The organism is Pseudomonas shiyinii, from assembly GCF_056725765.1.
Genome location: NZ_CM161522.1, coordinates 2,620,585 through 2,646,863 on the forward strand (window position 1 = coordinate 2,620,585; position 26,279 = coordinate 2,646,863).

Genomic DNA, 26,279 nt, shown 5'->3' on the forward strand with positions numbered 1-26,279 from the left:
ACGTGGGATTATCCGCGAGCGGGGCCGTACAGGGAAGCGGGAGGGCACCTGTGTGCCCTCCCTAAGGTGTCAGCGGACGGTGAACTGGATGTGCAAGGTAATGTCGCTTAGCTCTTTCAGTACCTGCTGATCCTTGGCATCGGCGAAGGTCAGACTCAGTAACGTCTTGTCATCCTCGTCATTGGCCGACGCGATAGGCAGCCCTTCGAACGGCAACCATCGGGTGGCCGCGTTGCCGCCCTCCTGAGAGAATAGACCGTCGTCCTTGCGGGCATGGGATATGACGCTTTGGTGGCAACCGGACGGCAAGCCGAGGTAGTTGGTCATCAAACGCGCCCGGACCTGCTCGGAAGATTCGACATGCGGCCCGTCAAGGCTCACCGCTATGCGACGAATGCGGCATATGCCGTCTTCGAACTCTTGCGCCAAGCCCAGATCCTTGAGGCCGAACTGTATAGACAGCTTGTTCGACTCGAACGTCAAACTGCCCAGCGGAAGCGTGCAACCGATCTCCTTTCCGTCCTGCACGCTCTGAATGGCATCCTGCAGCTTGACTGCCTCCTCATCCACGAGAAGCTTGCCATCGAAGACCTTGGCCAGCGACACGTCGCGGGTCACCTCCAACTCACGCTTTTGCCATCTCACCCAGGCATCCTCCATCTGCCCCAACGCCAACATCAGCCCCTCTCCGCACAACAGCCCCGACCAAGCGCCATTCCAAGTGCCCGTGCGCAGGTAGCGGGTGTTGTCACCCATTTCCCATTGCAACGCCTTCTGCGCCATCAGGCAGCGCGTAACCGTCAGGTCGTAGTAGGTATAAAAGATACTTGCCAGGCGCGCGCGCAACCAACTGTACAGTGCTTTGCTGGTCGCCTTGCCTTGATGGTAAGCAAGTTGTACCTGAGCATTCATCTCTTGGGACCGCGCGTGGGCGATCTGCAGGTTGATAGAGGTTTCACGCACCGTCAGCGCTTCCAGTTGCACCTGGAATGCCGCCATGAATCCTGCGGCATTCTTGTACTGAATCTCCCAGTCCTGGCGCCGACGTCGATAGGCCTCGCATTTATCGATCGTCTCGCTGGCGATCTCCAAGCCGGTCATCGTCAGGCCAGCAACCGTCCCTGCCGCCTGCAGTGGGCCGCTGGGACGTCCACCACCGTTGGATGTGCCGAAAACATTCGGGAATGTATTCACCAGTCCCGCCGTCACGGCGAGCGATCCCCAAACGCCGGTCAAGGCTTTTCTCGTTTGGGCGAAACCTAGTGCCAGTTTTTCACCTGTGTTCATGTTCTCGTCATACAGGGAGCGGTAATGGTCCCGGCGCGTCCGGGCGACCTCCATAAGCGCCGTTATACGTTTGCGTTCAACATCCAGCTCCTTGAGGGCCTGCTCTTGCAGCTCCACGCTTCTGGCCGCCAGTTCCACCCCTTGGGTACTGAGCAGTTCCAGCAACCCTTCGGCATCCTGGCGCTCGAGAATGAGCCGCATGGCATTGCCGAACAGCATGAGGTGGGACGCCATGGTCCGTGCCCCTTCCATCAGCGGAATGAAGCGCAACGCCGGCACGTTGTCGATGGTCGGCAAGGCATTGGCCCCGCCCGCCTCGGCGGCCACCGCGTCGGCCCATAGCGCCTTCGGGTCGGCCGGCGTGGCATACAGCGGCAGGTTCAAGGGCTGGCCGTCCAGCGTCAGGTTGTGCCGCAGGTTGTACAGGCGGATGCGCAGCGCTTCCCAGTAGTCGAGCAGCATGCGGTTGGCCTCGGGCAGGAACAGCGTCCTGCCCGCCACGGCGCGGGCCGACCCCATCGCGCGCAGCTGCGCCACATCCTCGGCGCGTATGCCTTCGGCCATCATCGCCAAGGCATCCAGCCGATCGTCGAGCACTTGTTGCGCAGCCACCTCGCCCAGCTGCGGGTCGTCCCAGTCGGTGTTCGGCTCGATCCAGGGCTCGTCGCCCAGCAGGCGCAAGGCGCGCTGGTACCACACCTTCGCTTCGCTCAGGGTGTCGCGCTCGAGCTTGCGATACGCCGCATCGCCACGGCCCAGGGTGATGTCCAACAAGCGCATGAAGGCATTGAGCTTGTAGTGCATCGGATCGTTCTGCGCTACTGCGTCCGGGTCCAGCACCTCCAGTGGCTCGTCGTTCCAGGCGGTGTCCTCTTCCAGCGGGCGCACGTTCCACAGGCGCGGCGTGTAATGGCCATTCACCGTGTAGCCAGCCGGGTTGAAAATGTACTTGAGCCATTGCTCGGCCAGGTCGAAACGCTCTTCCTGCAGGAAGCGCTGCATCACCATCATCGGCGTGTAGTAGAACAGTTCCCAGAAATACAGCGCGTTGGCACCGCCAAAATCCATCATCGGACGGGGGCCACTGCCCTCGATTTCGGGCTCGCGGATCTGTTGGGTCTCGTAGCTCAGGATGCTGTCGATCCCCAGCACCGCACGCTCGGTGAGTTGGCGGGCGAACAGCGTATTGAGCCGGGTAACCCAGGTGCCGCGTTTGAAGTACTGGGCACCCTCGCTGGTCTCGTCGATGTAGGCGGTATTTACGGAAACCTCTTCGAGCTGAGCCAGCCATTGAGAGCGTTCATCGCCATCTTCCGAGCCATCGCTCTTGCGGATTAGATTGATTCGCCAGTCTCGGGTATAGCCCTCGCCAAATTGAAGACGTAGCAGATGCGAGGCCTGTTTCTGATCTGTCCAGTCCGACGTCATGCCGACGGCCAGTACACTGGTAAACTTGACCTGCTGCATGCCCTGCGCCAGATCGAAGTCGTTCTCCGCTGATTCAGTGATGCCATCCTGTCCATTGGCGCGCTTGACGACACGCTTCACATCCTGACCTAGCACTTTCCCTAATGGGTCTGCGTACTCCGCCGGCACGACAGTGTCAGCCTCACCCGGATGTTGCAACAACTGCGCGACATTGATTGCATCGGTATAGCCACCGCCACCGGTGGCCAAACCGAATTTTATGTTGATTCCGGGCAACCAGTAATCGATATTGATCCGAAACCGTGCAAAACGATAACGTCCTTCAGGCGCCTCGCCATTGTTGAGCTCTTGCGCTTCATCCGGCAGCGGCACATCACAAACAGAGTGGATGTACCGATTATGGGCAGGAAAACACTCTGATAAATGTATAGCGTCGACACAGAAGTACGCCCAGTATTGTCCTTGTTCCTCACGTAACAAGAACGCCCCCTTCGGCCCTCGCACCAATACCCTCAGTTTCCGGGTTTCCTGTTTGAGCTGCGCATATTCCCCGACCAATGCCGTCATCCACGGATTTTCAATTGCCGGACGCCGGGCTTCGACCGACAAGGTCGTGTCGAGGTAAAGGCTATAGCTATCCGCCTTGTCAGCCGATGTATCAATGGCCTTCACTTTCGCATTGGCGATATCGAACGACTTGAATTTTTTCGGTATGCCCGAGCTGACAACAATTCCGTCCTCCACAACCTGCCCTGTTCTATACAGCATGGCGCACAATCCGGCATGGCTACCGCTATCCAACCAATGCCTGTTCTGCACCAGGTCAGCACTGAAGTCGCCTAGGTCCCTTTGCTTGCAACTTAGTGTTTCCTGGATCTCGATACCGCCAAAGACTCTGAGCAAGGCGCCGGTCTGCTCATAAAGGCCTGCCACGAGTATATTCAGCGCCGGAGCATAGGCCAGGAACAACGACAGTTTTTCTATATCGATCTTTTTACAACTCGAGCCCTCTGCGCATTCAATCTGTTCCACCACCTCGGCCGGCATCGGGTAGTCCAGCGGTGCGCTCCAGGTCCCGTCATAGCGCAACCACGCCAGCTTGTACGACCACACATGTTCCTTCTTGTCGGGCTTGCCCTCCTCGTCGCGGGTCAGGATATTCTCCTGCCGCTCCACCCACATCAGGTACAGCCGCTCACGGTAGATCACCGGCCGGATCAGCCGGCCCACCACCTGGGGCGCCAGATCGATCTTCGTCCAGCCGCGCCAGGCGTTGGCCGGCAGCGCACCGGTGTCTTTGTCACGCTTGCTCTCGTCCACCGTCCGCCACCAGTACTCCCGCGGCTCGCCGCGGCTGCGCCCGATGAACCAGGTCTTGCCCAACGATTCATCATGGGTCTGCGGCTCCCGGCCGTTGTAGTAGCCGCTGATCGTCTCCAGGTTGGCCACTTCCTCGAAAGCACTGAGGTAGCCGTGGAAGGCATCGCCCACCGTTTCGCCGTTGATCTGTGCCTGCCCCAGCACCTGCAGCATGTCGTCCATCGCCTTGGTCTGGCCCAGGCGCACGGTCGGGTCGATGTAGTTCTCCGGGTAGTACATCAGCATCTGCCCGGCCGACCAGGTGGCGTAGCGGGCGTTCCAGCGGGTCCAGTCGCGGAAGAAGGGCCGGTCCAGCACGGCGGTGACCAGGGCGTTCTTGTCTTCAGGCTCCGACAAGGTGCGGTGGATGAACAGCTGCAGCGCCGCCATCGCCTCGGCGATGCGCGAGGTGGTCACCTGGGCACTGTTCAGGCTGTCGAGCAGCAGGTGCTGGTTCAGCGTTTCCACGCCCAGGTTGGCCCGCGCCGCCAGCACACCGGCCAGTGCCTTGCTCAACGGCTCCTCGCTGGCTGCCTGCGCCCGCTTGACCTGCGACGGGCTCAGCCCCGCTTCGAAACTGTCCGCCAGGGCTTGCCATTCATCCCACTCCTGCGGGAACACCAGCAACTCCGCCAGGTTTGCGGGCTGGACACCCAGCGTTGTCGCCAGGTCGGCCCATTGCCGGACCACGGCGATCTCCTGCCAATTGGCCAGGGCCGAGGCGTCTGCAACATCCTTCTTCAAGGCGGCCTGCCTGGCGGCCTCGGCGACCAGCCCTTCTGCCTGGCCGGTGGCCTTGGCCAGCAGCGCGGGCGGTACGCCTGTGTCCGTCAGCGCGGCCATCAGCGCGCTGGCCGACTCCGGTCGTGCTTTCAGCCAGGTGCTGAAGTCCGTCAGGGCCACGACCGTGGCCACGCTGCGCTGCAGGGTGGTCAGCCTGGGCTCGATGTTGTCCACGGTTCCGGCGAGCAAATGGGGCTGTTCCACCAGCACGGCCAGCACGTCGGCGGTCACGCCGCTGGCGTGCACGATCAGCGCCATTTGCGCCAGGCCGTAGGTGAAGGCGATTATCTGAGGATCGGCTACCGGGTCGTAAGGTTCTTCTGGCTCTTCCGGTTCTTCTGGCTCTTCCGGCTCTTCCGACGCCTCTGGCTCTTCCGGCTCCAGACGCTCGCCCACCTCTTGCAGCGAAAGCCCACCGGGCTTGCCACGGTCCGCCCAGATCAGCAGGGCCCGGGCCGCGGTTTCACCGCTCAGGCCAAAGGTCGAGGCGATCAGTGAGCTCAGCGCGCGCAGGTAATCGTCGGTGTCCGGCTCCACGGGGGCTTCGCCCTCTGCCGCCTCGGGGAACGGTGCATTGGCGATCGCCGCTTGCATTTCCTTGATCAGGTTGCTGATCTCGGGGCTCGGTGGAATATCGTCCACGCCCCGGGTCATCAGCACCAGGTCTGCCACGGTCCAGCCCTGGGCCTGCAGCCAGCTCGACAAACGCTCCACACAGCCCAGCAAACGCAACCATTCCTCGACCGGAGCTGCGCTCAGGTCCCGTGGTGCGCCGAAGGTCTCCAGCAACAGTCCCAGCTCGCCAGGCGCCAGGCCGTGCAGGCGGGCCCACAGGCTCAGGGTATAGAGGCCGGACAACTTGTCGAGCGTGGTGTCGAAGCGCACCTCATCGCCGTCCGCGTCGCTGGCCTGCGTTTTTGGCGCCAGCGCAAGGAAGCGGCCCAGTTGGTACAGCCCTTCGTCGTCGACCTGGCAGGCACGCTTGAGCGTGGCCTTGATAGCGGCCTGCTCCGAGGCCTTGCCGGGGCGCAGGTCGATCACGACGTAGTTTTCCGGGTCCAGCCCGCCTTCGACCAGCGCCGGGTCGTTGAACAGCCGGTCGTACTGGCTCAGCTCGCCGGCGCGAGCACTCGCCGCGATCAGTTGCCGGCCCATGACCAGCGCCTGCTCATGGGGGATGGCGTAGCGCTTGGCCAAACGCACGGTCTGCGTCAGCACCGCCAGCGACCGCTCGCTGATGGCCACCGGGTCCACGCTGTGCAGGATGCCCTCCAGCGCCTCGGCCCCCAGGCCTGTGGCCTTGTGCAGCCTGATCACCTTGTTGAGCCTGAGCAGGAACCGTGCCGGCGTCAGCTTCGGGGTGACGAAACGGGCACTCAGCACATGGCCCTGATCGGCCTCGGCGGTGAACTTGACCCTGTAGGTGGCATAGGAACGGCCTTCGTTCGGCCCCTTCCAGTCGAATTCATAGCTGTAGTCTTTGTCCGGCGCGAAGGCATCGACCTTCAGCATCCCGGGGAACAACCTCAGGTGGTGCACTTCCTCCAGAATGAACTCGATCGCCCCGGTCTCCTTGAGGCTGAAGCTCAGCTGCCAGCGGTCGCCGCCCAGGAAGAACAGGTAGGCGTAGTGAATCGCCGGGCTGGCCGAACCGACGCCCAGCTGGTAGATGACGCCTTCGGTATTGAGCAGTTCCGAGACGTTGGTCTGCGACCCCCAGCGCTCGTCCTCGACCTGGGCGCCGCCGCCGATGAAGGCCTTCAGGGCCTGGTCGCTCAAGCCGAACCAGTCGCGCAAGCGGGCTGGGCGCAGCATGTCCTCCGGCACGGTGCCGGGGAAATACGTCGCGAACTGCTCGTCGACGTCTTCATCGGTGATCTCATCGGTCAACAGCCGGTACAGGGCGGGTGGGATATCATGGCCGAGCCCCGCCAGCGAGGGCGCCTCGACGTGCTTGGCAACGTCGGGCGCCGCCCACAGGTGCTTGGAATCCGGGTCTTTCAGGCGGTAGGCCTGGCGCAGGCGAGTGTGCTGGTGGTGATAGGGCGTGGCCCCGAAGCCGACGTGGCTCGACAAGTCTTTGAGGGTATCGCCGTATTCACCCAGCCGCTCCAGCAGGATGGCGTTGGACAGGCTCAGGGCACTGACCGGTGTATCCAGGTTCACCTGGCTGAGCACCAGGTGCTTCAGGTCAGGGCGACGTGTGTCGATATGCCAGGCGCTGCCTTCGGGGTAGAGTTTTTTCGCTTCCCGGTACAGCGTCACCAGGTAGGCCGCTGGCGAGAACATCGAGGCGACGCTGCCCGGGGCGGCGAACTTCGCTGCGCGGCCGCCGAACCACTCTTTGTAGTCGTGCAACGAAACATCCGGATGCTGGATGCCGAGCTTGATCGCCTGGGGCAATAGCGGCGAGGCTCTAGTCAGGATCTTTTTCTCGTTTATCAAAGCATCGTTGCATGCCTTGCGGGCGGCCTGGTGCAACGTGTGCAACTGGCACAAGGTGAGTTCCGTGCCCAGCTCGGCATGCAGTTCCGCGCAAGCGCGCAACCCAGCCGCCGCCGTCAGATCGACGGCAGCGGATACATCAAATTCTTTCCGCGACATAATCCAGCCTCATTTAATCATGAGCAGGCACGCCCCCTGACACGGCCGTCGGCCGAAGCCCAACAATGTGTCGACCCTGTACAGGCAAGGCGCTCGCCTGAAGCAAATAATTTTTTATTGAAGGAGGCGCAGTTCCGTCGCACACACCAGACATTACAACGGAGGAAAAAAGGCGGGGGCGAAGAAAGGACAACACCGCTGACGGTGCCGGTAAAAACATTTGACTGTTTGCCCTGTGAAGTGCACGGGGCGTTAGTTCATCCTGATCACATATCCTCTCATTCGTCCATACAATTAAACCGGGCATCGAACCACCCGTTCTTCCCTGTATTGAGCCGCTACATTCAACCTCTCAACCAGCGATACGGATGGTAGCCAAGGACGGCACCGGTACTAACTGGCAGAAGTAACAGGTGTATTGAAGAATCTCTTTCACAGCAGATAAACGTCATTGCTGCACGGGTAATCGCTGCGGGGTGACCGGGCTGCTGGGCAACCCGATCACCAGGCCAGCTGGTGCCTATGCCTGCGTTCAGGCAAACCAACATGGGCTCAAGCCTTGACGATACCTTGCAGGTTCGCCCATAACCGTTCCACATGCGCCCGCTCGGTCGGCAGTGCGCCCACCGATATCCGCACCATCCAACGCCCATCCAGCATCGCCGGCGTCACATAGGCATTGCCGGAGCCATTGAGCCGATCCGCCCAGGCGCGGGTATGTGCATCCAGTGCTTCACCTTCCAGCCCCGTTGGTCGATGGCGAATACACAGGGTCTGCAGCTGTACGGGCGCCAGCAGCTCCCACCCTGGTGTGGCTTCGATCTGCTCGGCCAGCCATCGGGCGTTGTCCAGGTCGCGGCGCAAACGTTGCTGCAGGGCCTCGATGCCTTCACTGCGCAGCATGAACCACAGCTTCAGGGCACGGAACCGGCGCCCCAAGGGGATACCCCAATCACGCAGGTTCTTCACCTCCCCGTCCACGGTCGACTGCAGGTAGCTGGGGTTGGTGCTCATCACCCGAATCAGGTGCTGGGGGTCGCGCACGTAGTAGATCGAGCAATCGAAGGCCACGCCCAACCACTTGTGGGCATTGACCACCACCGAGTCGGCCAGCTCGATGCCTTCCCACATCCAACGGCATTCGGGCAGGATCATCGCCGAGCCCGCCATGGCCGAATCGACATGCAACCACAGCTGGTGCGCCTGGGTAATGGCACCGATCGCGGCCAATGGGTCGAGCGCGGTGGTGGCCGTGGTACCGGTCGTGGCGACGACGGCACAGGGTTGGTTACCAGCGGCCAGGTCTTCCTCGATAGCGGCCTGCAGCGCCTCCGGACGCATGGCGAAACATTCGTCGGTGGGGATCAGGCGAATGTTCTGGCGACCGAAGCCGGCCAGCAGCGCGGCCTTGTCCACCGAGCTATGGGCATGAGCACTGACATAGACCACCAGGGGTTTCTCCTGGGCCTGCAACCCGCCACGCACCAGGGCGTAGTCGGTGGCCCGCTCACGTGCACAGATCAACGCGACCAAGGTGCTGGTGGACGCGGTGTCCTGGATCACCCCGCTCCAGTGCGCGGATAGCCCCAGCAGCTGGCGTAGCCAGTCGAGGGTGGTTTCCTCCAGCTCGCTCAGCGCCGGGCTGGACTGCCACGACAGGCCCAGCACGCCCAGGCCGGTGCTGAGAAAATCGCCCAGCACCGACGACAAGGTACCGTTGGAGGGGAAATAGCCGTAGAAGTCCGGATGTTGCCAGTGGGACAGGCCAGGCATCAGCAGCTTGTCGACATCGGCGAGGATCGCCTCGAACGGCTCGCCCTGTTGCGGAGCCGCCGCGGGCAACGCGGCCTTGAGGTAGCCAGGCTCGACCTGGGCCATGACCGGACGCTCGGCGACGCCTTGGCGGTAGTCGGCAATCAGGTCGATCAGTTGGTGGCCGTATTTGCGGAAGTCTTCTGGGGTCATGGGCGCGCTCCTGGGCATCTTGGTGGTCAGTGCAGGCCCAATCGCGGGGCAAGCCCGCTCCTACAAAAAAACCGGCGGCCGACCCATGGGGCAGCGATTCGTTTGTAGGAGCGGGCTTGTCCCGCGATTGGACCTGCGTCGTACCGAGAGTCTAGGCGCCCTCTCCCTGCGCAAAGAACCCCGCTTGGCGCATAGCTGCTATGGCGAAGGCGCATGCCCGCCGTGCACACCGAACTGCGACTGGCGCCACAACTCGAATACCCGATTGCGCAACCAACGGTGCTCGGCCGAGGCCTGCAGTCGCTGATGCCAGACCACCCAGTAGCGCTGGGTATGGGCAATGAAACCCAGTGGCCGCCAGGCCAGCGGGTGCAAGCGGCACAGCTGACGGGCAATGTGCTCGGGCACCGTGGCCAGGGCCTGGCCGTTGCTGATCACCTGCACCGCGGCGCAGAAGAACGGCACCTGCAGGCCGATCCGTCGCTGCAAGCCCTGAGCGCGCAGGTGCCGGTCGATGAAACTGTCCTTGTCGCCACCGCCTGAAATGCGCACATGCTTGAACGCCAGGTAGTCGTCCTGGCTTACGCTGGCATGGGCAGTCAATGGGTGATCCTGGCGCATCAGGCATACTGCCCGGTCCTCGCCCAGCAAGCGCCCGTGCAGATTGGGCGGCGACTCGTCGAACAAGGTGGTGGCCAGGTCGATCTCGCCGCTGGCCAGCAAGGCGTATTGCCCCGCCTGCCAGGTGCGATACTCCAGGGTGACGCCGGGCGCTTCGCGCTCCAGGGCCGTTACCAGCAATGGCAGCATGTGCTCGGCCACATAGTCCGAGGCCGCCAGGCAGAATCGTCGCTCGCAGCGCGCCGGGTCGAAGACCGCCGGTTGGCGCAGGGCTTGCAATTCTTCCAGCACTTGGCGCAGGGGCTCGACCAACGACTCGGCATGCTCGCTGAGCACGTAGCCGCGGCCTTGGCGTACCAGCAAGGGATCGTCGAAGGCGTCGCGCAGATTGGCCAATTGCCGGCTCAAGGCCGACTGGCTGCAGCCCAGACGCTCAGCGGCGCGGCTGAGGTTCTTCAGCTGCAAGAGGCAGTCGAGGGTGCGCAGGTGCGCGAGGCTGAGGGAGGCGAAGGTGGGATTCATCGATGAGGGGTCCGGCGAGGACGGCGCCCTCGATCGCGGGGCAAGCCCGCTCCCACTAGGGCTGCAATAGACCTGCGGGAGCGGGCTTGCCCCGTGATGGGGGCCCGTGGATCAGTCCGTCAGGCCGACATAGACGTTCTGTACGTCGTCATGGTTGTCGATGGCCTCGAGGAAGGCCTCGACCTCGGCCAGGGCCTCGGCGCTCAGGCTGGCTGCGCTGACCGGGTTCTTCGGGGTGTAGCCGATCTTCGCCGAGATTACGGTGAAGCCGTGCTCCGGCAGGGCCTTCTGCACGGCGTCCAGGTCGGTGGTGTCGGTGATGAACAGGGTCGCCCCCTCTTCCTCGCCTTCCTCGAAGTCCTGGGCACCGGCCTCGATGGCGGCAAGTTCAGGGTCGGCATCGCCGTTGGGTGTCGCCTCGATCAAGCCGACATGGTTGAAGTCCCAGGCGACCGAGCCGCTGGCACCGAGCTGGCCCTTGCGGAAGGCCACGCGGATCTCGGCGACGGTACGGTTGATGTTGTCGGTCAGGCATTCGACGATCAGCGGCACCTGGTGCGGGGCGAACCCTTCATAGGTCACTGCGTGATACTGCACCGAGTCGCCGTCCAGGCCTGCGCCCTTGCGGATGGCGCGCTCGAGGGTTTCACGGGTCATCGAGGCCTTCTTGGCCTGTTCCACGGCCAGGCGCAGGCGCGGGTTCATGTCCGGGTCGGCGCCGGACTTGGCAGCGATCTGAATTTCCTTGGCCAGCTTGCCCATGATCTTGCCCTTGGCGTTGGCTGCGGCTTCTTTATGCTTGGCTTTCCACTGTGCGCCCATGTCGACTCTCTTTGTTTCAGCGGCCGGTTCAGGAAGCGACCGGCCAAAAAGTGGGAGCAGTTTATACGCCCTCGCCGGTTGGATCGACAAGAAATCTCGACACAGGCCCCGCGATCAGGGCAGAAAATCAGGCTTTGTCGGCCTTGCCCGCCGCCGCCGCGAACCGCGACAGGCGCACGTCCAGGTGCCGTGGCCGTACACCGCGGTCCTCGGCGCGCTCCTTGCGACGGATGGCATTGCGCACCATCAATGATCCCAGATAGCGGATAGGCTCCGGCGGGAACTGGCCCAGCGGCCCCTTGACCAGCGGTGAACGGGTCCAGGGGTTGTCCTGCCCCAGGGCCAGCGACGACAGGATCTGCCCACCCATATGGCATGGCCCCACGCCGCTGCCGGAATAGCCAAAGCCATAGAACACATTGCCCTGCCCATCCAGCCGGCCGAAGAATGGCAGGCCGGTCACCGAGCGGTCAGACGGGCCGTTCCAACTGGCCGCCAGCGGCACGTCGGCCAGCGCCGGGAAAAACGCACCAAGGCTTTCGCGCAGCAGTGGTCGGTAAGGCGATGGTTGGTCGAACACCGGCAACATACGCCCGCCATAAGCGAAGGTGTTGCCCCCTTTGCCGAGCATCAGCCGCCCGTCGCTGGTGTTGTGGTAGTAGTGCACGAAAATCCGTGAATCGAGAACGCTCACGCCGCTGACCAGGCCAATTTCACGCAGCAGTTCCGGGCACGGCTCGGTGATCACCATATCGCTGGAGACGATCGCCACGCTGCGCTCGAACTGCGGGAAGGCCCTTGCCATCCAGGCGTTGAGGCCCAGCACCACACGGTCGGCGCGAATGGTCCCCTGGCGGGTGCGCACCTGTACCGGTGCGCCATGCTCCAGGCCCGTCATCGCCGTGCCTTCATGGATGCGCACCCCGCGTGCCAAGGCCACTCGCCGCAGGCCGCGCACCAGTCGGCCCGGTTGCACCGTGGCAGCGGCGGGCGAATACCAGCCTTCCAGATGCCGGGTGGACCCGGCGAGGCGTTGCACCTGTTCCAGCGGCAGACGTTGGAACGAATTGATCCCTTTGTTCTCCAGGGCGGCGATCACCGCATCGGTGCTGCCGACCTGGGCCTGGTTGGTCGCGGTATACAAGGTGCCGTCCAGGCGGTAGTCGCACTGGATGCCATTGGCCGCGCAGAACGCACCGATGGCAGTGATGCTGCGCTCCGACTCGCGCACCAGGCGCACCGCCTCGGCCGCCCCGAACAGTCGCTCGAGGGTGAAGTACTTGGCCGACCACGACAATGCACACCCCCCGTTCCGGCCGCTGGCCCCGGCACCGCAGATATCCGCCTCGATCAGCAGTACATCCAGCGAGGGTGCCTGTTCCTTGATCATCAAGGCGGTCCATAGGCCGGTGTAGCCGCCCCCGACGATGCACACGTCGCAGCGTGCGTCACCGGCGAGCGGCGGGCATGGTGCCTCGTCTTCGATGTCCAGGGCCTGTTGCAGCCAGAAGGGTCTCATCTATTGCATTCCTCAGGTGCGTGCGGGCTTGATCGCCATCGCAGTGTTCGGGGCCACGTCATTGGCCGCCACCAGGCTGGCCGGGCGGCTGTTCCAGTGCGGCAGGAGCACAAGGGCGGAGAACAGCGCGGTGCAGGCAAAGATGATGAACACCGTGACGCTGTCGAAGTAGCCAGGCAGCAGGCCGCCGAGTACCGCGCCCACCGAGCCGCAACCGTTGACGAAGCCTGCCGCGGTAGCACCTGCCTTGGCCGTGCCGAAATCGATCGCGGCCGCGCCGCTGATCATCGAGTCAGGCCCGTACAGGGTCAGGCCCATCACGAACAGCAAGGCCACGACCAGGACCACGCTGCCGGTTTGCATGGCGCCCATGAAGCCCGCCAGCACCAGGGTCAGCAGCACCAGGCTGATCACGCAGGCGGGCACACGCCGTGCCCCGAACAGTTTGTCGGAGGCAACGCCGATGATGATCGGCCCGAGCAGGCCGGCCAGCTCGAAGGCAGTCGGAATGATGGCCGCCCCCACCTTGCCCACCGACGGCATGTGTTCGAAGACGATCACCGGGCCCCACAGCAGAATGGCGTAGCGCGCAGGCTTGAGCATGAAGTAGGCAAGCCCCAAGGTCAGCACCGTGCGGTTGCGCAGGATCTCCTTCAACGGCGCCCAGACGCTGCACAGGTTCGAGCCCAGCGCCATGCTTTGTGGCTCGGGTTCCACCGGCTGCAGGCCGACGTCTTCGGGCTTGTTGCGCTGGAAGATGAAGAACAAGACCGCCACGCCCGCCACCACTGCGGCGCTGGAGAAGAACGCCGCGTGCCAGGTGCCGACCAGGGTATAGGCCCACCAGCCGGCGAACGGCGAAGCCACCAGGCCACCGAAGGCGTAGCACGAACTCCACAGGCCCAGCACCCGCCCGCGTTGCACCGCCGGGAAGAAGCTGCCGATGTTCTTGCACAGCCCCGCCCACCCGGTGGACTGGGCCAAGCCCTGGACCAGCATGCAGGTGGCGAAGATCGGGAAGGTCGCGTAGCTGCCCATCACCACTGCCGCGGCGGCAGAGATCAGCAGGCCGCCGAGCACCACCACGCGCGGGCCGAAGCGGTCGGCAAGCATGCCCCAGGTGAATTGGCCCACGGCGTAGGCCGCCAGGTAGATCGCATCGAGGTTGGCCATGGCGGCCTTGTCGAGCATGAACGAGGGATCTTCGCCGATGCCGAGCTTGGCGACCGAGAAGGCCTTGCGAGTGAAATAGAAGGCGGCGTATGCCAGCCAAGTGATTGCGAAGATCTGGACGCGCCAGCGCTTCATGGCCGCTAGGGATTGATTCATGTGACTCTGACCTCTTGCTCGAGTGTGCCGGCAGAATGTGAAAAAACGCCTGTTTTGTTGTTGTGTTGCGCACTGCATGACGAGTAGGACCGTCATTGGTCAGATGGCACCGGCGGTCGGGCGTGACCGGGGAAGTGCCATGGCCCCGGTGGTTGCTTTTGGCAACGCCGCTGGGCTGTCGAACATGGAACCAGTTGGTGACTGATAAATAAAATCGATTTATCGTATTTCACACATAAGCTCAGCTTGTTACGGAGTGGTCATGTCGGTCTCCCACGCTCAACTCAAGGCCTTTCACGCAGTTGCCGAGCAAGGCAGCTTCACCCGTGCCGCGGAAAAACTGTTCCTCACCCAGCCGGCAGTCTCCGACCAGGTGCGCAAGCTCGAGGAACGTTTCGGTGTGCTGCTGTTCCATCGCAACAAACGTTCGGTGCAACTGACCGACCTGGGCGAGCGCCTGCTGGGCGTCACTCAGCGGCTGTTCGCCTGCGAAACCGAGGCGGTGGAGCTGCTGCAGGACTCCCGCGCCCTGCACACCGGCAGCCTGGTGCTGGCCGTGGATGCCCCGGTCCATGTACTGCCGCAGATCGCCCGGTTCTGCCAGCGCTACCCAGGTATCCAAGTGAAGATCGAAACGGGCAACACCGACGAATCCCTGGCCCGCCTGTTCAGTTACCAGGCCGACCTGGCCTTGCTCGGGCGCGATGTCGATGACGAGCGGCTGTTCTGCGTACCCATGCGCCGCGACCCGATGGTAGCGTTCGTCTCGCGCAACCACCCCTGGGCCAGCCGCAGCTCGATCACCCTCGCCGACCTGGACGATACTCCGCTGGTGCTGCGCGAACCGGGTTCGGTGACCCGCCAGACGCTCGAGGAAGAAATGCAGCGTGCCGGCCTGCGCATCCGCCCGGCGATCCAGGTCGAAGGCCGCGAGGCCGCACGGGAAGCGGTGGTGGTAGGCATTGGCGTGGGCGTGGTGTCGGCCGCCGAGTTCGGTGCCGATGCCCGGGTATGCGCACTGCCGATCCTCGACTGCCAACGGCACCTGACCGAGACCCTGGTATGCCTGAGCGAACAGCGCACCCGGCGGGTGGTGGCGACCTTCCTGGAAATGGTCCGTGAACACCCCTGAGCCCTCATCGCCGGCAAGCCGGCTCCCACAGGTCTGGCGGAATCTCTGAAACAGCGCAGGACAGGTGGGAGCCGGCTTGCCGGCGATGGGCCAGAGACAATTTCCATCGTACTGGCAAGAGACCTATGCTCAGGTAACGCTTCTTCGCGGACTCCCAGCATGCTCCCCCGCCTCGCCGCCGACGCCCTGGTCCTCCTGCACCTGGCCTTCATCCTGCTGGTGTTGTTCGGCGGCCTGCTGGTGCTCAAGTGGCGCCCTGCCCTGTTCATCCACCTGCCGGCCATGGCCTGGGGCCTGGCTGTGGAATGCCTGCACCTGGGCTGCCCGTTGACCGTCTGGGAAAACCGCCTGCGTGCCGCCGCAGGCCAGGCCGGCTACCCGGGCGGCTTCATCGAGCACTACATCTGGCCGTTGATCTACCCCGCCGGGCTGACGCCGCAAATCCAGCTCCTGCTGGGCATGTTCGTACTGCTGCTGAACCTGGCCGTGTATGGCTACGTGGCCTGGCGCTGGCGCCGCGCTAGCGGGTAGCGACCACGAACAGCCGAGGGAACGGCAACAGCACCTTGCCATCGCTGGCAGGCGGGTAGTCCTGCTGCATCGCCTGCAGGTAGAGCTGCAGGAAATCCGCCTGCTCCCGTTCATCCAGCCGTGCCAGGTATGGGCGCAGGGCCGAGCCCTTGAACCACTCCACGACCGCTTCGGCACCACCGGCCATCGGGTGATGGTAGGTCGTGCGCCACACATCCACCCGGGAACACAGAGGGCTGAGCAGGTCGTAGTAGAACGCCGCATTGTGCCGTGGCGGCAGCGAAAAGTCGGCGAATTTGCCCGCCCATGGCCCTTGGCTGGCGATCTCGCGCAATTGCCGATGGGCCGGTTCATCGATGTTGTCCGGTGTTTGCACAGCCAGGCTGCCGCCTTCGGTCAATTGCCGCACCAGATGTGGGTACAAGGTGCCATGGTCGGGTACCCATTGCAGCGAAGCGTTGGCCAGGATCAGGTCCTGCGGCTCGCTGGCCGTCCAGCTGGCGATGTCACCGATTTCGCAGCGCACCTGGGGTACGCACAGACGCCGCCGCTGACGCGCTTTGTCGATCATGTCCGGATCGCTATCCAGGGCCACCACCATGGCATCGGGGTGTTGGCCACGCAGCACTTCGGTGGAGTTGCCCGGGCCGCACCCAAGGTCGGTGGCATGACGCACCGGGCGTGGCGGCACTGCGGCCAGCAGGTCGCGCACGGCGCGGGTACGCTCGTCCTCGAACAGGGAATATTGGGTAGCGGACCACGTCATGACAGGCTCCTTCGGCGAACTGAATAGTCAGCATAAGCCATGCATCGACCAGGCGTCGCCCTGCCCGCCTGGTGCAGGGCCTGGTCAATGGCCCAAGGACTTTCGTCGAGGTCGTTTGAGGGCGCCAAAGCGTCGTTAAGCGCCTACCCATAAATGATGGCTATATGTCATCATTCTGCTAAAAACAATAAGGATGGTAAGGACTTAATTTCAATTCTCAGCGCATCATGAGCGCAAACACCCGACCCGTGCCGTCTTGTCCGTGCTCGTGATGCCGCTACCGCCAAGGAAATCTCACATGCAACTACGGAATCTGAAAATCGGCATACGGGCAGCCGGCGTGTTCGCCTTGTTGGGTCTTCTGGTCCTGACCATGGGCCTGATCGCGCTGTACGAAACCCGCAAGATGGACAGCGCCACGGACGAGATCCGCGTGAACTGGATGCCCGCGATCATATCGCTGGGCGACATCAGCAACAGCCTGGGCCGAGCACGGGCCTTGACCTTGCGCAGCGTCCTGGAAGAACAACCCGCCGCGCGCAAGGCTGCCCTGGACAAAATCACCGAGATCAACCAGAAGCTTGAAAAAGACCTCAAGGTATACGAGGGCACCATCGTCGCCGATGACGATCGTGCGCTGTTCAACAGCTTCATGCAATTGAGCGAACGCTACCACGGCCTGCAGCGTTCCATCCGCGACGCCGTCGCCGCCGGGCAGGTCGATGAAGCGCGCCGGCTGATCAACGGTTCCCTGGCCGAATACGCCGACAGCATGATGAAGGCGCTGGGTGCAGTCATCCAGTACAACGCCCATCACGCCGAACAGTCATCGCTGCGCAGCAGTACGACGTCCGATGAAGCCTTCGCGCTGATCGTGGGCACCCTGGTGGTGATTCTGCTCGCCCTGGTCGCCATCGCCCTGCTGCTCACCCGCAGCATCGTCCTGCCCCTGGCCGACGCCGTGCAGGTCGCCGAACGGGTGGCCACCGGCGACCTGACCCGCGATATCCAAGTGGTCGGCCGCGACGAGCCGGCACAACTGCTGCGCGCCCTGGGCCGCATGCAACAGAGCCTGCGCGAGACCCTGCGCAAGATCGCCGCCTCCTCCGACCAGCTGGCTTCTGCCTCCGAGGAACTGCACACGGTCACCGAGGACACCAGCCGCGGGCTGCACCAGCAAAGCGCCGAAATCGACCAGGCCGCCACGGCAGTCAACCAGATGACCGCCGCCGTCGAGGAAGTGGCCAACAACGCGGTGAGCACCGCCGATGCGTCCAAGGGCGCCGACCAGACCACCCGCGACGGCCGTGACCAGGTCAACCAGGCGCTGGCGTCTATCCAACATCTGGTCAACGACGTAACCGGGACCTCCGAGGAAATCGAACAACTGGCCAGCAATGCCAACGAGATCAGCCGGGTGCTGGATGTGATCGGCGCCATCGCCGGGCAGACCAACCTGCTGGCGCTCAACGCGGCCATCGAAGCGGCCCGTGCCGGCGAGGCCGGCCGCGGGTTCGCCGTCGTGGCCGATGAAGTGCGCGCCCTTGCCCACCGTACCCAGCAGTCCACGGCGGAAATCGAGCAGATGATCAGCGGCATCCAATCCGGTACGGAGCGCGCAGTGAGCGCCATGCACACCAGCCAGGGCCGCGCCAACGGTACGCTGGAGGTGGCCCAGTCGGCTGGCCAGGCATTGGAAGTGATCGCCGAGGCCATCGCCTCGATCAACCAACGCAACTTGGTGATCGCCAGCGCCTCGGAAGAGCAGGCCCAGGTGGCCCGAGAGGTGGACCGCAACCTGGTCAATATTCGCGACCTGGCCATGCAGACATCGGCGGGGGCCAACCAGACCAGCGCCGCAGCCCAGGACCTGTCGCGGTTGGCGGTGGAGTTGAACGCGATGGTGGCTCAGTTCAAGCTGTGAGCCAGTGGGGCCGCGCTGCGGCCCTCTCGCGGAGCAAGCCCACTCCCACAGAGGCGAAGTCCAGCCCATTGTGGGAGCCGGCTTGCCGGCGATTGGGCTGCATGGCAGCCCCTGGTATCAGTCATTCACACGCACGGCCCGCACCACACCGCTTGGTTTCTTGCTCCGGGTCGCCAGGCAGTAATACAGCGGGCACGTCACCAGCAATCCGAACAGCCACGACAGGTCCGCCCCTTCCACCAGGTTCGAATACGGCCCGACATACAACGACGTGTTGGCGAACGGCAACTGCACCAGGATGCCGCAGGCATAGGCAATGATCGCGTGGTGGTTGAAGCGCCCATAGATGCCGCCATCGGCGCGAAAGATCGAGGCAATGTCGTACACGCCCTTCTTGATCAAGTAGAAGTCGATCAGGTTGATCGACGCCCAGGGCACCAGCACCAGCAGCAGCGCCAGGATCAGCCCGATGAACTGGCCGATGAAGTCGGCCGAGGCGTTGAGCGCCACCAGCCCGCACGCCGCCAGGATCACCGTGGCCAGCATCACCCGCACCTTGACGCTTGGCGTCCACTGGGCCGCGAAGGTCTGGATGGCGGTGACGATCGACAGCACCGCACCGTACAGGTTGAGCGCGTTGTGGCTGATGATGTTGCACAGGAACAGCACCATCAACACCGGCCCCAACCACCCCGTCGCCTGCTCCACCGCCGCCATGGCGTCAGTGCCCTCCGGCACGCACAGCACCGCCACTGCCCCGAAGGTGAAGCACAGGATGGTCCCCAGGGTGGCGCCGAAATAGGTGGCCCAGAACGGCTTGGCGATGCCCACTTCACGCGGCAAGTAGCGCGAATAGTCGGAGGTATAGGGCGAGAAGCTGATCTGCCAGATCACCCCCAACGACACGGTGGCGACGAAGCCGGACAGGTTGAACGCACCGCGGCTGAAGAAGTCCGTCGGCAGCGCCTGGCTGAACATCATGATGAAGCCTGCCAACAGCGCCGACCCCATCACCCAGGTACCGATGCGGTTGAGGGTATGGATGAAGCGGTAGCCGATCACGCCGATGGCCGTGGCACTCAGAGCGCCGATGACGATCGCCGTGGGCATCGGCACGCTGGGGGCGATGCCATGAATCGACTTGCCCGCCAGCACGATGTTGGAAATGAAGAACCCGACATAGATCAACGCGGTGAAGAATACGATCAGCAAGGCGCCGTAACGCCCGAACTGCCCGCGGCTCTGCACCATCTGCGGGATGCCCAACTGCGGCCCCTGCGCAGAGGCCAGGGCGATGACCACGCCGCCCAGCAGATGCCCCAGCACGATGGCCACCAATCCCCACACCAGGTTCAGGTGGAACACTTGGACCACCATGGCACCGGTGACGATAGGCAGCGGCGCGATGTTGGTGCTGAACCAGAGGGTGAACAGGTCACGCGCCTTCCCGTGGCGCTCGGCAGGTGGAACGTAATCGACCGTGTGATTTTCGACAAACTGGTGTTGCGACGACGGTTGGGACATGGTTTTCAGCTCGAAAGGTCGTTTTTTATCTTTGTAGGAAACCGCTCGAGGCGGCCTCTCAGCTGCACACCATATTATGGTATTCCAAGCTTTTGACAACACTGCGCCGCGCTTTTTCAGCGCATCTGATCCGCTTCACGCCCCGCCTCGAAGTGTCCGCCTGGCTGACAAACCCACTGAACTCGGGGCTTTGACCGTTTATCGCCTCTGAGCCTGCAGAAAAAATTCTGCTTGCAATCGAGGTATTACGGTATACCATCAGACACATCAACGATAAAAATGCGGACCACCGCTGCCCTACCCGAGGAACACGCCATGATCGACGCAACCGTGTACAAGAACGTCCTGGGCTCCTTCCCGTCCGGCGTCACGGTCATCACCACCCTGGACGACGACGGCTCGATCGTCGGCCTCACTGCCAGTGCCTTCTCGTCCCTGTCCATGGACCCGCCGCTGGTGCTGTTCTGCCCCAACTACAGCTCCGACTCCTACCCCGTGCTGATCAAGCAGAAGCGCTTCGCCATCCACCTGCTTTCCGGCGAACAGCAGGCCGAAGCCTACGCTTTCGCCAAGAAAGGCAAGGACAAGGCCGCCGGCATCGAGTGGTCGCTGAGCGAGCTGGGCAACCCGCTGCTGGCCAACGCGACCGCGATCATCGAGTGCGAGCTGTGGCGTGAATACGAAGGCGGCGACCACGCCATCATGGTCGGCAAGGTGCATAACCTGATCGTGCCCGAGGAAGCACCACGGCCAATGGTGTATTGCCGCGGCAAGATGGCCAGCCTGCCCGCCTTCGCCTGAACCACCCGCGGGATTGCCCGCTGGTCGTGCATCTGATCTGACCGCCTGCCCCGGCAGGCGATAACAACAAGCTTCGAGGAAACCCCCCATGAAATTTTCGTTGTTCGTGCACATGGAACGTTGGGATGAGCAGGTCAGCCACCGCCAGCTGTTCGAAGACCTGACCGAACTGACCCTGATGGCCGAGCGCGGCGGTTTCAGCACCGTATGGATCGGCGAACACCACGCCATGGAATACACCATTTCGCCCAGCCCCATGCCGCTGCTGGCCTATCTGGCCGCGCGCACCGAGACCATCCGCCTGGGCGCCGGCACCATCATCGCGCCGTTCTGGAACCCGATCCGCGTGGCCGGCGAATGCGCCCTGCTCGATGTGATCAGCAACGGGCGCATGGAAGTGGGCCTGGCCCGGGGTGCCTACCAGTTCGAGTTCGACCGCATGGCCAACGGCATGCCCGCCACAGACGGCGGCAAGGCCCTGCGCGAAATGGTTCCGGCGGTACGCCAGCTGTGGCAGGGCGACTATGCCCACGAAGGCGAGGTATACAAGTTCCCGACCTCCACCAGCGTGCCCAAGCCGGTACAGGCAGGCATGCCGCCGATGTGGATCGCCGCCCGCGACCCGGACTCGCACAACTTCGCGGTCAAGCACGGCTGCAACGTCATGGTCACCCCGCTGATGAAGGGTGACGAGGAGGTCCTGGACCTGAAGAACAAGTTCCAGGCAGCCCTGGACAACAACCCCGAGGTGCCTCGCCCGCAACTGATGGTGCTGCGCCACACCCATGTGCACAGCCCGGACGAACCCGAGGGCTGGAAAGTCGGCGCCCAGGCCATCTCGCGCTTCTACCGTACCTTCGATGCCTGGTTCGGCAACAAGACCACCCCGGTCAACGGCTTCCTGGAGCCCAGCCCGGAGTCGAAGTTCGCCGAGGTACCAGCGTTCGAGCTGGAGAACATCCGCAAGAACACCATGATCGGTACGCCCGAGCAGATCATCGCGCGCATCAAGTACTACCAGGAACTGGGCGTCGACGAATTCAGCTTCTGGTGTGACAACAGCCTGCCCCATGCCGAGAAGAAGAAGTCGCTGGACCTGTTCATCAAGGAAGTGGTGCCGGCGTTCGCCTGAGTTCTGTCAGTTGTGCGCAGCTCGCGATGCGCCGCGCGGGCTGCGCTCGATTTTCCAGGCGCAGCAAATCCCCCCAACCCGCCTTTCATCCGCCCCGCCACATAAATTTCAGGCAACCTCTTGCACTACCAATATTATGGTATACCATCAGACAACAAGAGCTGATAACCCTCACCTGGAGCCCTCCATGAGTTTCGAAATCCGCAAGATCGTCACCTACTCCGAAGAAACCCGTATCGAAGGCGGCAAGGCCACCGACAAGCCGGTGACCATGGTCGGCCTGGCCGTGGTGATCAAGAACCCATGGGCCGGTCGCGGTTTCGTCGAGGACCTCAAGCCGGAAATCCGCGCCAACTGCTCCGACCTCGGTGCGCTGATGGTCGAGCGCCTGTGCGCGGCCATCGGTGGTGCCGACAAGATCGAGGCCTATGGCAAGGCGGCCGTGGTCGGTGCCGACGGTGAGATCGAGCACGCGTCGGCCGTCATCCACACCCTGCGCTTCGGCAACCACTACCGCGAAGCTGTCCAGGCCAAGAGCTACCTGAGCTTCACCAACAAGCGCGGCGGCCCGGGCACCTCGATCCAGATCCCGATGATGCAGAAGGACGACGAAGGCCTGCGTTCGCACTACATCACCCTGGAGATGCAGATCGAAGACGCCCCGCGCGCCGACGAGATCGTCGTGGTCCTGGGCGCGGCCGATGGTGGCCGCCTGCACCCACGCATCGGCAACCGTTACATCGACCTGGAAGAACTGGCCGCCGAGAAGGCCAACGCTCAATAACAACAACCAGACGGGCCGGGGCGTTGCGCGCAAGCACTGGCGCCACGCCCGACCTTCGAGGAGCGCCCTCCATGATTCAGCCTGTTGCTGAACGTACACCCGCCGGGACCAGTTACCTGAACCTCGGCCAGGGCCAGCCCGTGGTGCTGATCCACGGCGTGGGCCTTAACAAGGAAATGTGGGGCGGGCAGTTCGTCGGCCTGTCCAGCGACTATCGCGTCATTGCCTACGACATGCTCGGCCACGGCCAGAGCCCACGCCCTGCCGCCGATACCGACCTTGCCGGTTACGCCGCGCAACTGGCCGAACTGCTCGACCACCTGCAGATTGCACAGGCCACGGTCATCGGCTTCTCCATGGGTGGCCTGGTCGCCCGCGCCTTCGCCCTGCACTACCCTGCACGCCTGTCGGCGCTGGTGGTGCTCAACAGCGTGTTCAACCGCAGCCCCGAGCAGAGCGCCGGTGTCATCGCCCGTGCCGCCCAGGCCGCCGAGCACGGCCCCGACGCCAATGCCGAAGCGGCGCTGGCGCGTTGGTTCAGCCGCGAATACCAGGCCGCCAATCCAGCTCAGGTCGCGGCCATTCGTCAGACCCTGGCCGGCAACGACCCGCAGGGCTACCTGACCACCTATAAATTGTTTGCCACCCAGGACATGTACCGCGCCGAGGACCTGGGCAGCATCCAGGTACCGGCACTGATCGCCACCGGCGAGCACGACCTGGGCTCGACCCCGGACATGGCCCGCCAGCTGGCGGCGCGTATCCCAGGGGCACGCAGCGTGGTGCTGGCCGAGCAGCGGCACATGATGCCGGTGGAGGCGCCGCGCGAAGTCAACAAGATGCTGCTGGACTTCCTCAAGCAAGCCCGCACGTTCACCGAATCCGCCAAGGGGATAGTGGCATGACCCTCGTACGTTTCCAGATGTGCATCGACGGCCAATGGTGCGATGCGCAAAGCGCCAAGACCTTCGACAGCCTCGACCCGGCGACCGCGCGCCCTTGGGCGCAGCTGCCCGATGCCGATGAAGCCGATGTCGAGCTGGCCGTGCAGGCCGCCCAGCGTGCCTTCGAACACCCGGCCTGGCGTGGCCTGACCGCCACTGCGCGAGGCAAGCTGCTGCGCCGCCTGGGCGACCTGATCGCCGAGAACAAGGAGCACCTGGCCCAGCTGGAGAGCCGTGACAACGGCAAGCTGATCCGCGAAACCCGCGGCCAAGTCGGCTACCTGCCCGAGTTCTTCCATTACACCGCAGGCCTTGCCGACAAGCTCGAAGGCGGCACCCTGCCCCTGGACAAGCCGGACCTGTTCGCCTACACCGTGCACGAACCTATCGGTGTGGTGGCCGGGATCATCCCTTGGAACAGCCCGCTGTACCTGACCGCGATCAAGCTTGCCCCGGCCCTCGCCGCCGGTAACACCATCGTCCTCAAGCCGTCCGAGCATGCTTCTGCGACCATCCTGGAGCTGGCGCGGCTGGCCCATGAAGCCGGCTTCCCGGCAGGTGTGGTCAACGTGGTCACAGGCTTCGGCCCCAGTACTGGTGCGGCGTTGACCCGCCACCCACTGGTGCGCAAGATCGCCTTCACCGGCGGCGCTGCAACCGCCCGCCACGTGGTGCGCAGCAGCGCCGAGAACTTCGCCAAGCTGTCGCTGGAACTGGGTGGCAAGTCGCCGAACATCATCTTCGCCGACGCCGACCTGGACAGCGCCATCAACGGCGCCGTCGCCGGCATCTATGCCGCTTCCGGGCAAAGCTGCGTGGCAGGTTCGCGCCTGCTGGTGCAGGACGAGATCTTCGATGAGTTCGTCGCACGCCTGTTGGAGCGTGCCAAGCGCATCCGCATCGGCAACCCTCAGGATGACGCCAGCGAGATGGGCCCGATGGCCACCGCCCAACAGCTGGCCGTGGTCGAAGGCTTGGTCGCCGCGGCCAAGGCCGAGGGCGCCAAGCTGCACCTGGGCGGCAAGCGCGCCGAGGTCGAGGGTGATGGCTGGTTCTATGAGCCCACCCTGTTCGAGTGCGACAGCAATTCGATGAAGATCATGCAGGAGGAAGTATTCGGCCCGGTGGCGGCGGTAATCCGCTTCAAGACCGAACAAGAGGCCCTGGCCATCGCCAACGACTCGCAGTTCGGCCTCGCCGCCGGTATCTGGACCCGCGACCTGGGCCGTGCCCACCGCCTGGCCCGCGACGTGCGCTCAGGCATCATCTGGGTCAATACCTACCGCGCGGTCTCGGCCATGGCTCCGATCGGTGGCTTCAAGAACAGCGGCTACGGCCGCGAAAGCGGCATCGATTCGGTGCTCGCCTATACGGAGCTCAAGACGGTGTGGATCAACCTCTCCACCGCGCCCATGCCCGACCCGTTCGTGATGCGTTGACCGAGGGCACGAAGATGATCGAACCAGGCATCTACAAAGACGTGATGGGCTCCTTCCCGTCCGGCGTCACGGTGGTCACCACCCTGGACGCCGACGGCGCCATCGTCGGCATCACCGCCAGTGCCTTCAGCGCGCTGTCGATCGACCCGGCGCTGGTGCTGTTCTGCCCCAACTACGCCTCCGACACCTACCCCGTCCTGCGTGACAGCAAGCAGTTCGCCATCCACCTGTTGTCTGCCGACCAGACCGCCGAGGCTTATGCCTTCGCCGGCAAGGGCAAGGACAAGGCCAAAGGTGTGCAGTGGCACCTGAGCGAGCTGGGCAACCCCCTGCTGGCCAAGGCCACGGCGATCATCGAGTGCGAACTGTGGCGCGAGTACGACGGTGGCGACCATGCGATCATCGTCGGCCAGGTGAAGAACCTGATCCTGCCCACCGAGCCGGTGACCCCGATGGTGTATCACAAGGGCAAGCTCGGCGCGCTGCCAACGCTAGGCTGAATCACGGGGCCGCGACGCGGCCCCACTGTTTCCGGGGGCCGCGCATACCCCCTCACCTTCGGTTGCGGCCCCCTTTTTTCACGCAGGAGCACGGCACATGAGCAACGAGAAATACGAGAAAGGCCTGCAGATCCGCACCCAGGTGCTGGGTGAGGACTATGTCAATCGTTCGATCCAGAACGCCGACGACTTCACCAAGCCGCTGCAGGAGCTGGTCACCGAATATTGCTGGGGCCATGTCTGGGGCCGCGATGGCTTGTCGCTCAAAGAGCGCAGCATGATAAACTTGGCCATGATTTCCGCGCTCAACCGGCCCCACGAGCTCAAGCTGCACATCCGCGGCGCCTTGCGAAATGGCCTGAGCCGTGAACAAATTCGCGAGATCCTGCTCCAGGTCGGCATTTATTGCGGCGTACCCGCGGCGGTGGACAGCTTCCGCCTGGCCCGCGAGGCGTTCGCCGAAGCCGATGCGGAGTCAACCCGTTAACAGCGGGCTGTTCGAACCACGCAAGGAGAGCGCCCCAGGTTCGTGGTGCTCCCCTGATCGCGGCCGGGCAGCCTCA

At 63.6% G+C, this 26,279-nt stretch carries 19 protein-coding genes; 11 read left to right on the forward strand and 8 right to left on the reverse strand.

The genetic code is table 11. The features are described from left to right. Positions 1-69: 69 nt before the first annotated feature. On the reverse strand, positions 70-7,302 hold the full coding sequence (locus tag ACXHGZ_RS11875) for a Tc toxin subunit A-related protein (RefSeq protein ID WP_480460009.1): 7,233 nt from the start codon (positions 7,300-7,302) through the stop codon (positions 70-72). Positions 7,303-7,341: 39 nt separating this feature from the next. On the opposite strand from ACXHGZ_RS11875, the gene ACXHGZ_RS11880 reads away from it, so the two are divergent. Continuing rightward, positions 7,342-7,836, forward strand: coding sequence for a hypothetical protein (locus tag ACXHGZ_RS11880; RefSeq protein ID WP_480460010.1), 495 nt, complete (start codon positions 7,342-7,344; stop codon positions 7,834-7,836). 177 nt (positions 7,837-8,013) lie between these two features. Here the strand turns inward: ACXHGZ_RS11880 and ACXHGZ_RS11885 are convergent, their stop codons facing one another. The 5 genes from ACXHGZ_RS11885 to ACXHGZ_RS11905 all read right to left on the reverse strand — a co-directional run bounded on the left by ACXHGZ_RS11885 (position 8,014) and on the right by ACXHGZ_RS11905 (position 14,239). Further along, positions 8,014-9,426, reverse strand: a complete 1,413-nt coding sequence (locus tag ACXHGZ_RS11885) for a DOPA decarboxylase (protein WP_480460011.1) — start codon at positions 9,424-9,426, stop codon at positions 8,014-8,016. 198 nt (positions 9,427-9,624) lie between these two features. Further along, positions 9,625-10,569: a LysR family transcriptional regulator gene (locus ACXHGZ_RS11890; RefSeq protein ID WP_480460012.1), complete on the reverse strand. Its 945-nt coding sequence runs from the start codon at positions 10,567-10,569 to the stop codon at positions 9,625-9,627. A gap of 111 nt (positions 10,570-10,680) precedes the next feature. Beyond that, positions 10,681-11,391: a YebC/PmpR family DNA-binding transcriptional regulator gene (locus tag ACXHGZ_RS11895; RefSeq protein ID WP_224456075.1), complete on the reverse strand. Its 711-nt coding sequence runs from the start codon at positions 11,389-11,391 to the stop codon at positions 10,681-10,683. 127 nt (positions 11,392-11,518) lie between these two features. Beyond that, on the reverse strand, positions 11,519-12,910 hold the full coding sequence (locus ACXHGZ_RS11900) for an FAD-dependent oxidoreductase (protein ID WP_480460013.1): 1,392 nt from the start codon (positions 12,908-12,910) through the stop codon (positions 11,519-11,521). Between the two features lie 12 nt (positions 12,911-12,922). Continuing rightward, positions 12,923-14,239 carry an MFS transporter gene (locus ACXHGZ_RS11905; RefSeq protein ID WP_480460014.1) on the reverse strand — a complete coding sequence of 439 codons (1,317 nt, stop codon included), beginning with the start codon at positions 14,237-14,239 and terminating at the stop codon, positions 12,923-12,925. 262 nt (positions 14,240-14,501) lie between these two features. On the opposite strand from ACXHGZ_RS11905, the gene ACXHGZ_RS11910 reads away from it, so the two are divergent. Both ACXHGZ_RS11910 and ACXHGZ_RS11915 read left to right on the forward strand, forming a co-directional pair. After that, the gene (locus tag ACXHGZ_RS11910; protein ID WP_368830285.1) at positions 14,502-15,371 is read left to right on the forward strand and encodes a LysR substrate-binding domain-containing protein; all 870 of its coding nucleotides are present in this window, start codon (positions 14,502-14,504) and stop codon (positions 15,369-15,371) included. A 159-nt stretch (positions 15,372-15,530) separates the two neighbouring features. After that, positions 15,531-15,902 (forward strand): DUF2784 domain-containing protein, encoded by a 372-nt coding sequence (locus ACXHGZ_RS11915; RefSeq protein WP_480460015.1) that lies wholly within the window; start codon positions 15,531-15,533, stop codon positions 15,900-15,902. On the opposite strand, the gene tam is transcribed toward ACXHGZ_RS11915, so the two are convergent. Beyond that, entirely contained in the window at positions 15,892-16,668 is a 777-nt protein-coding gene (gene tam, locus ACXHGZ_RS11920; RefSeq protein ID WP_480460016.1) for a trans-aconitate 2-methyltransferase, read from the reverse strand. The two genes, ACXHGZ_RS11915 and tam, sit on opposite strands and share 11 nt — an antisense overlap. 298 nt (positions 16,669-16,966) lie before the next feature. Here tam and ACXHGZ_RS11925 point away from each other — a divergent pair, with 298 nt between their 5' ends. Then, on the forward strand, positions 16,967-18,592 hold the full coding sequence (locus ACXHGZ_RS11925; protein ID WP_480460017.1) for a methyl-accepting chemotaxis protein: 1,626 nt from the start codon (positions 16,967-16,969) through the stop codon (positions 18,590-18,592). A gap of 117 nt (positions 18,593-18,709) precedes the next feature. On the opposite strand, the gene ACXHGZ_RS11930 is transcribed toward ACXHGZ_RS11925, so the two are convergent. Further along, the gene (locus ACXHGZ_RS11930) at positions 18,710-20,116 is read right to left on the reverse strand and encodes a purine-cytosine permease family protein (RefSeq protein WP_368830286.1); all 1,407 of its coding nucleotides are present in this window, start codon (positions 20,114-20,116) and stop codon (positions 18,710-18,712) included. A 315-nt stretch (positions 20,117-20,431) separates the two neighbouring features. On the opposite strand from ACXHGZ_RS11930, the gene ACXHGZ_RS11935 reads away from it, so the two are divergent. The 7 genes from ACXHGZ_RS11935 to ACXHGZ_RS11965 all read left to right on the forward strand — a co-directional run bounded on the left by ACXHGZ_RS11935 (position 20,432) and on the right by ACXHGZ_RS11965 (position 26,203). Beyond that, entirely contained in the window at positions 20,432-20,917 is a 486-nt protein-coding gene (locus tag ACXHGZ_RS11935; protein ID WP_196143078.1) for a flavin reductase family protein, read from the forward strand. Positions 20,918-21,005: 88 nt separating this feature from the next. Continuing rightward, positions 21,006-22,049 carry an LLM class flavin-dependent oxidoreductase gene (locus ACXHGZ_RS11940; protein WP_480460018.1) on the forward strand — a complete coding sequence of 348 codons (1,044 nt, stop codon included), beginning with the start codon at positions 21,006-21,008 and terminating at the stop codon, positions 22,047-22,049. A 187-nt stretch (positions 22,050-22,236) separates the two neighbouring features. After that, the gene (locus ACXHGZ_RS11945; protein WP_084853534.1) at positions 22,237-22,833 is read left to right on the forward strand and encodes an amino acid synthesis family protein; all 597 of its coding nucleotides are present in this window, start codon (positions 22,237-22,239) and stop codon (positions 22,831-22,833) included. 71 nt (positions 22,834-22,904) lie between these two features. After that, positions 22,905-23,738 carry an alpha/beta fold hydrolase gene (locus ACXHGZ_RS11950; protein WP_480460019.1) on the forward strand — a complete coding sequence of 278 codons (834 nt, stop codon included), beginning with the start codon at positions 22,905-22,907 and terminating at the stop codon, positions 23,736-23,738. Further along, positions 23,735-25,216 (forward strand): aldehyde dehydrogenase, encoded by a 1,482-nt coding sequence (locus ACXHGZ_RS11955; protein WP_480460020.1) that lies wholly within the window; start codon positions 23,735-23,737, stop codon positions 25,214-25,216. Before ACXHGZ_RS11950 ends, ACXHGZ_RS11955 begins: the two co-directional genes overlap by 4 nt. Positions 25,217-25,230: 14 nt before the next feature. Beyond that, positions 25,231-25,716 (forward strand): flavin reductase family protein, encoded by a 486-nt coding sequence (locus ACXHGZ_RS11960; protein ID WP_480460021.1) that lies wholly within the window; start codon positions 25,231-25,233, stop codon positions 25,714-25,716. A gap of 97 nt (positions 25,717-25,813) precedes the next feature. After that, a complete protein-coding gene (locus ACXHGZ_RS11965; RefSeq protein WP_012314144.1) occupies positions 25,814-26,203 on the forward strand; it encodes a carboxymuconolactone decarboxylase family protein in 390 nt (129 codons plus the stop codon). Positions 26,204-26,279: the final 76 nt, after the last annotated feature.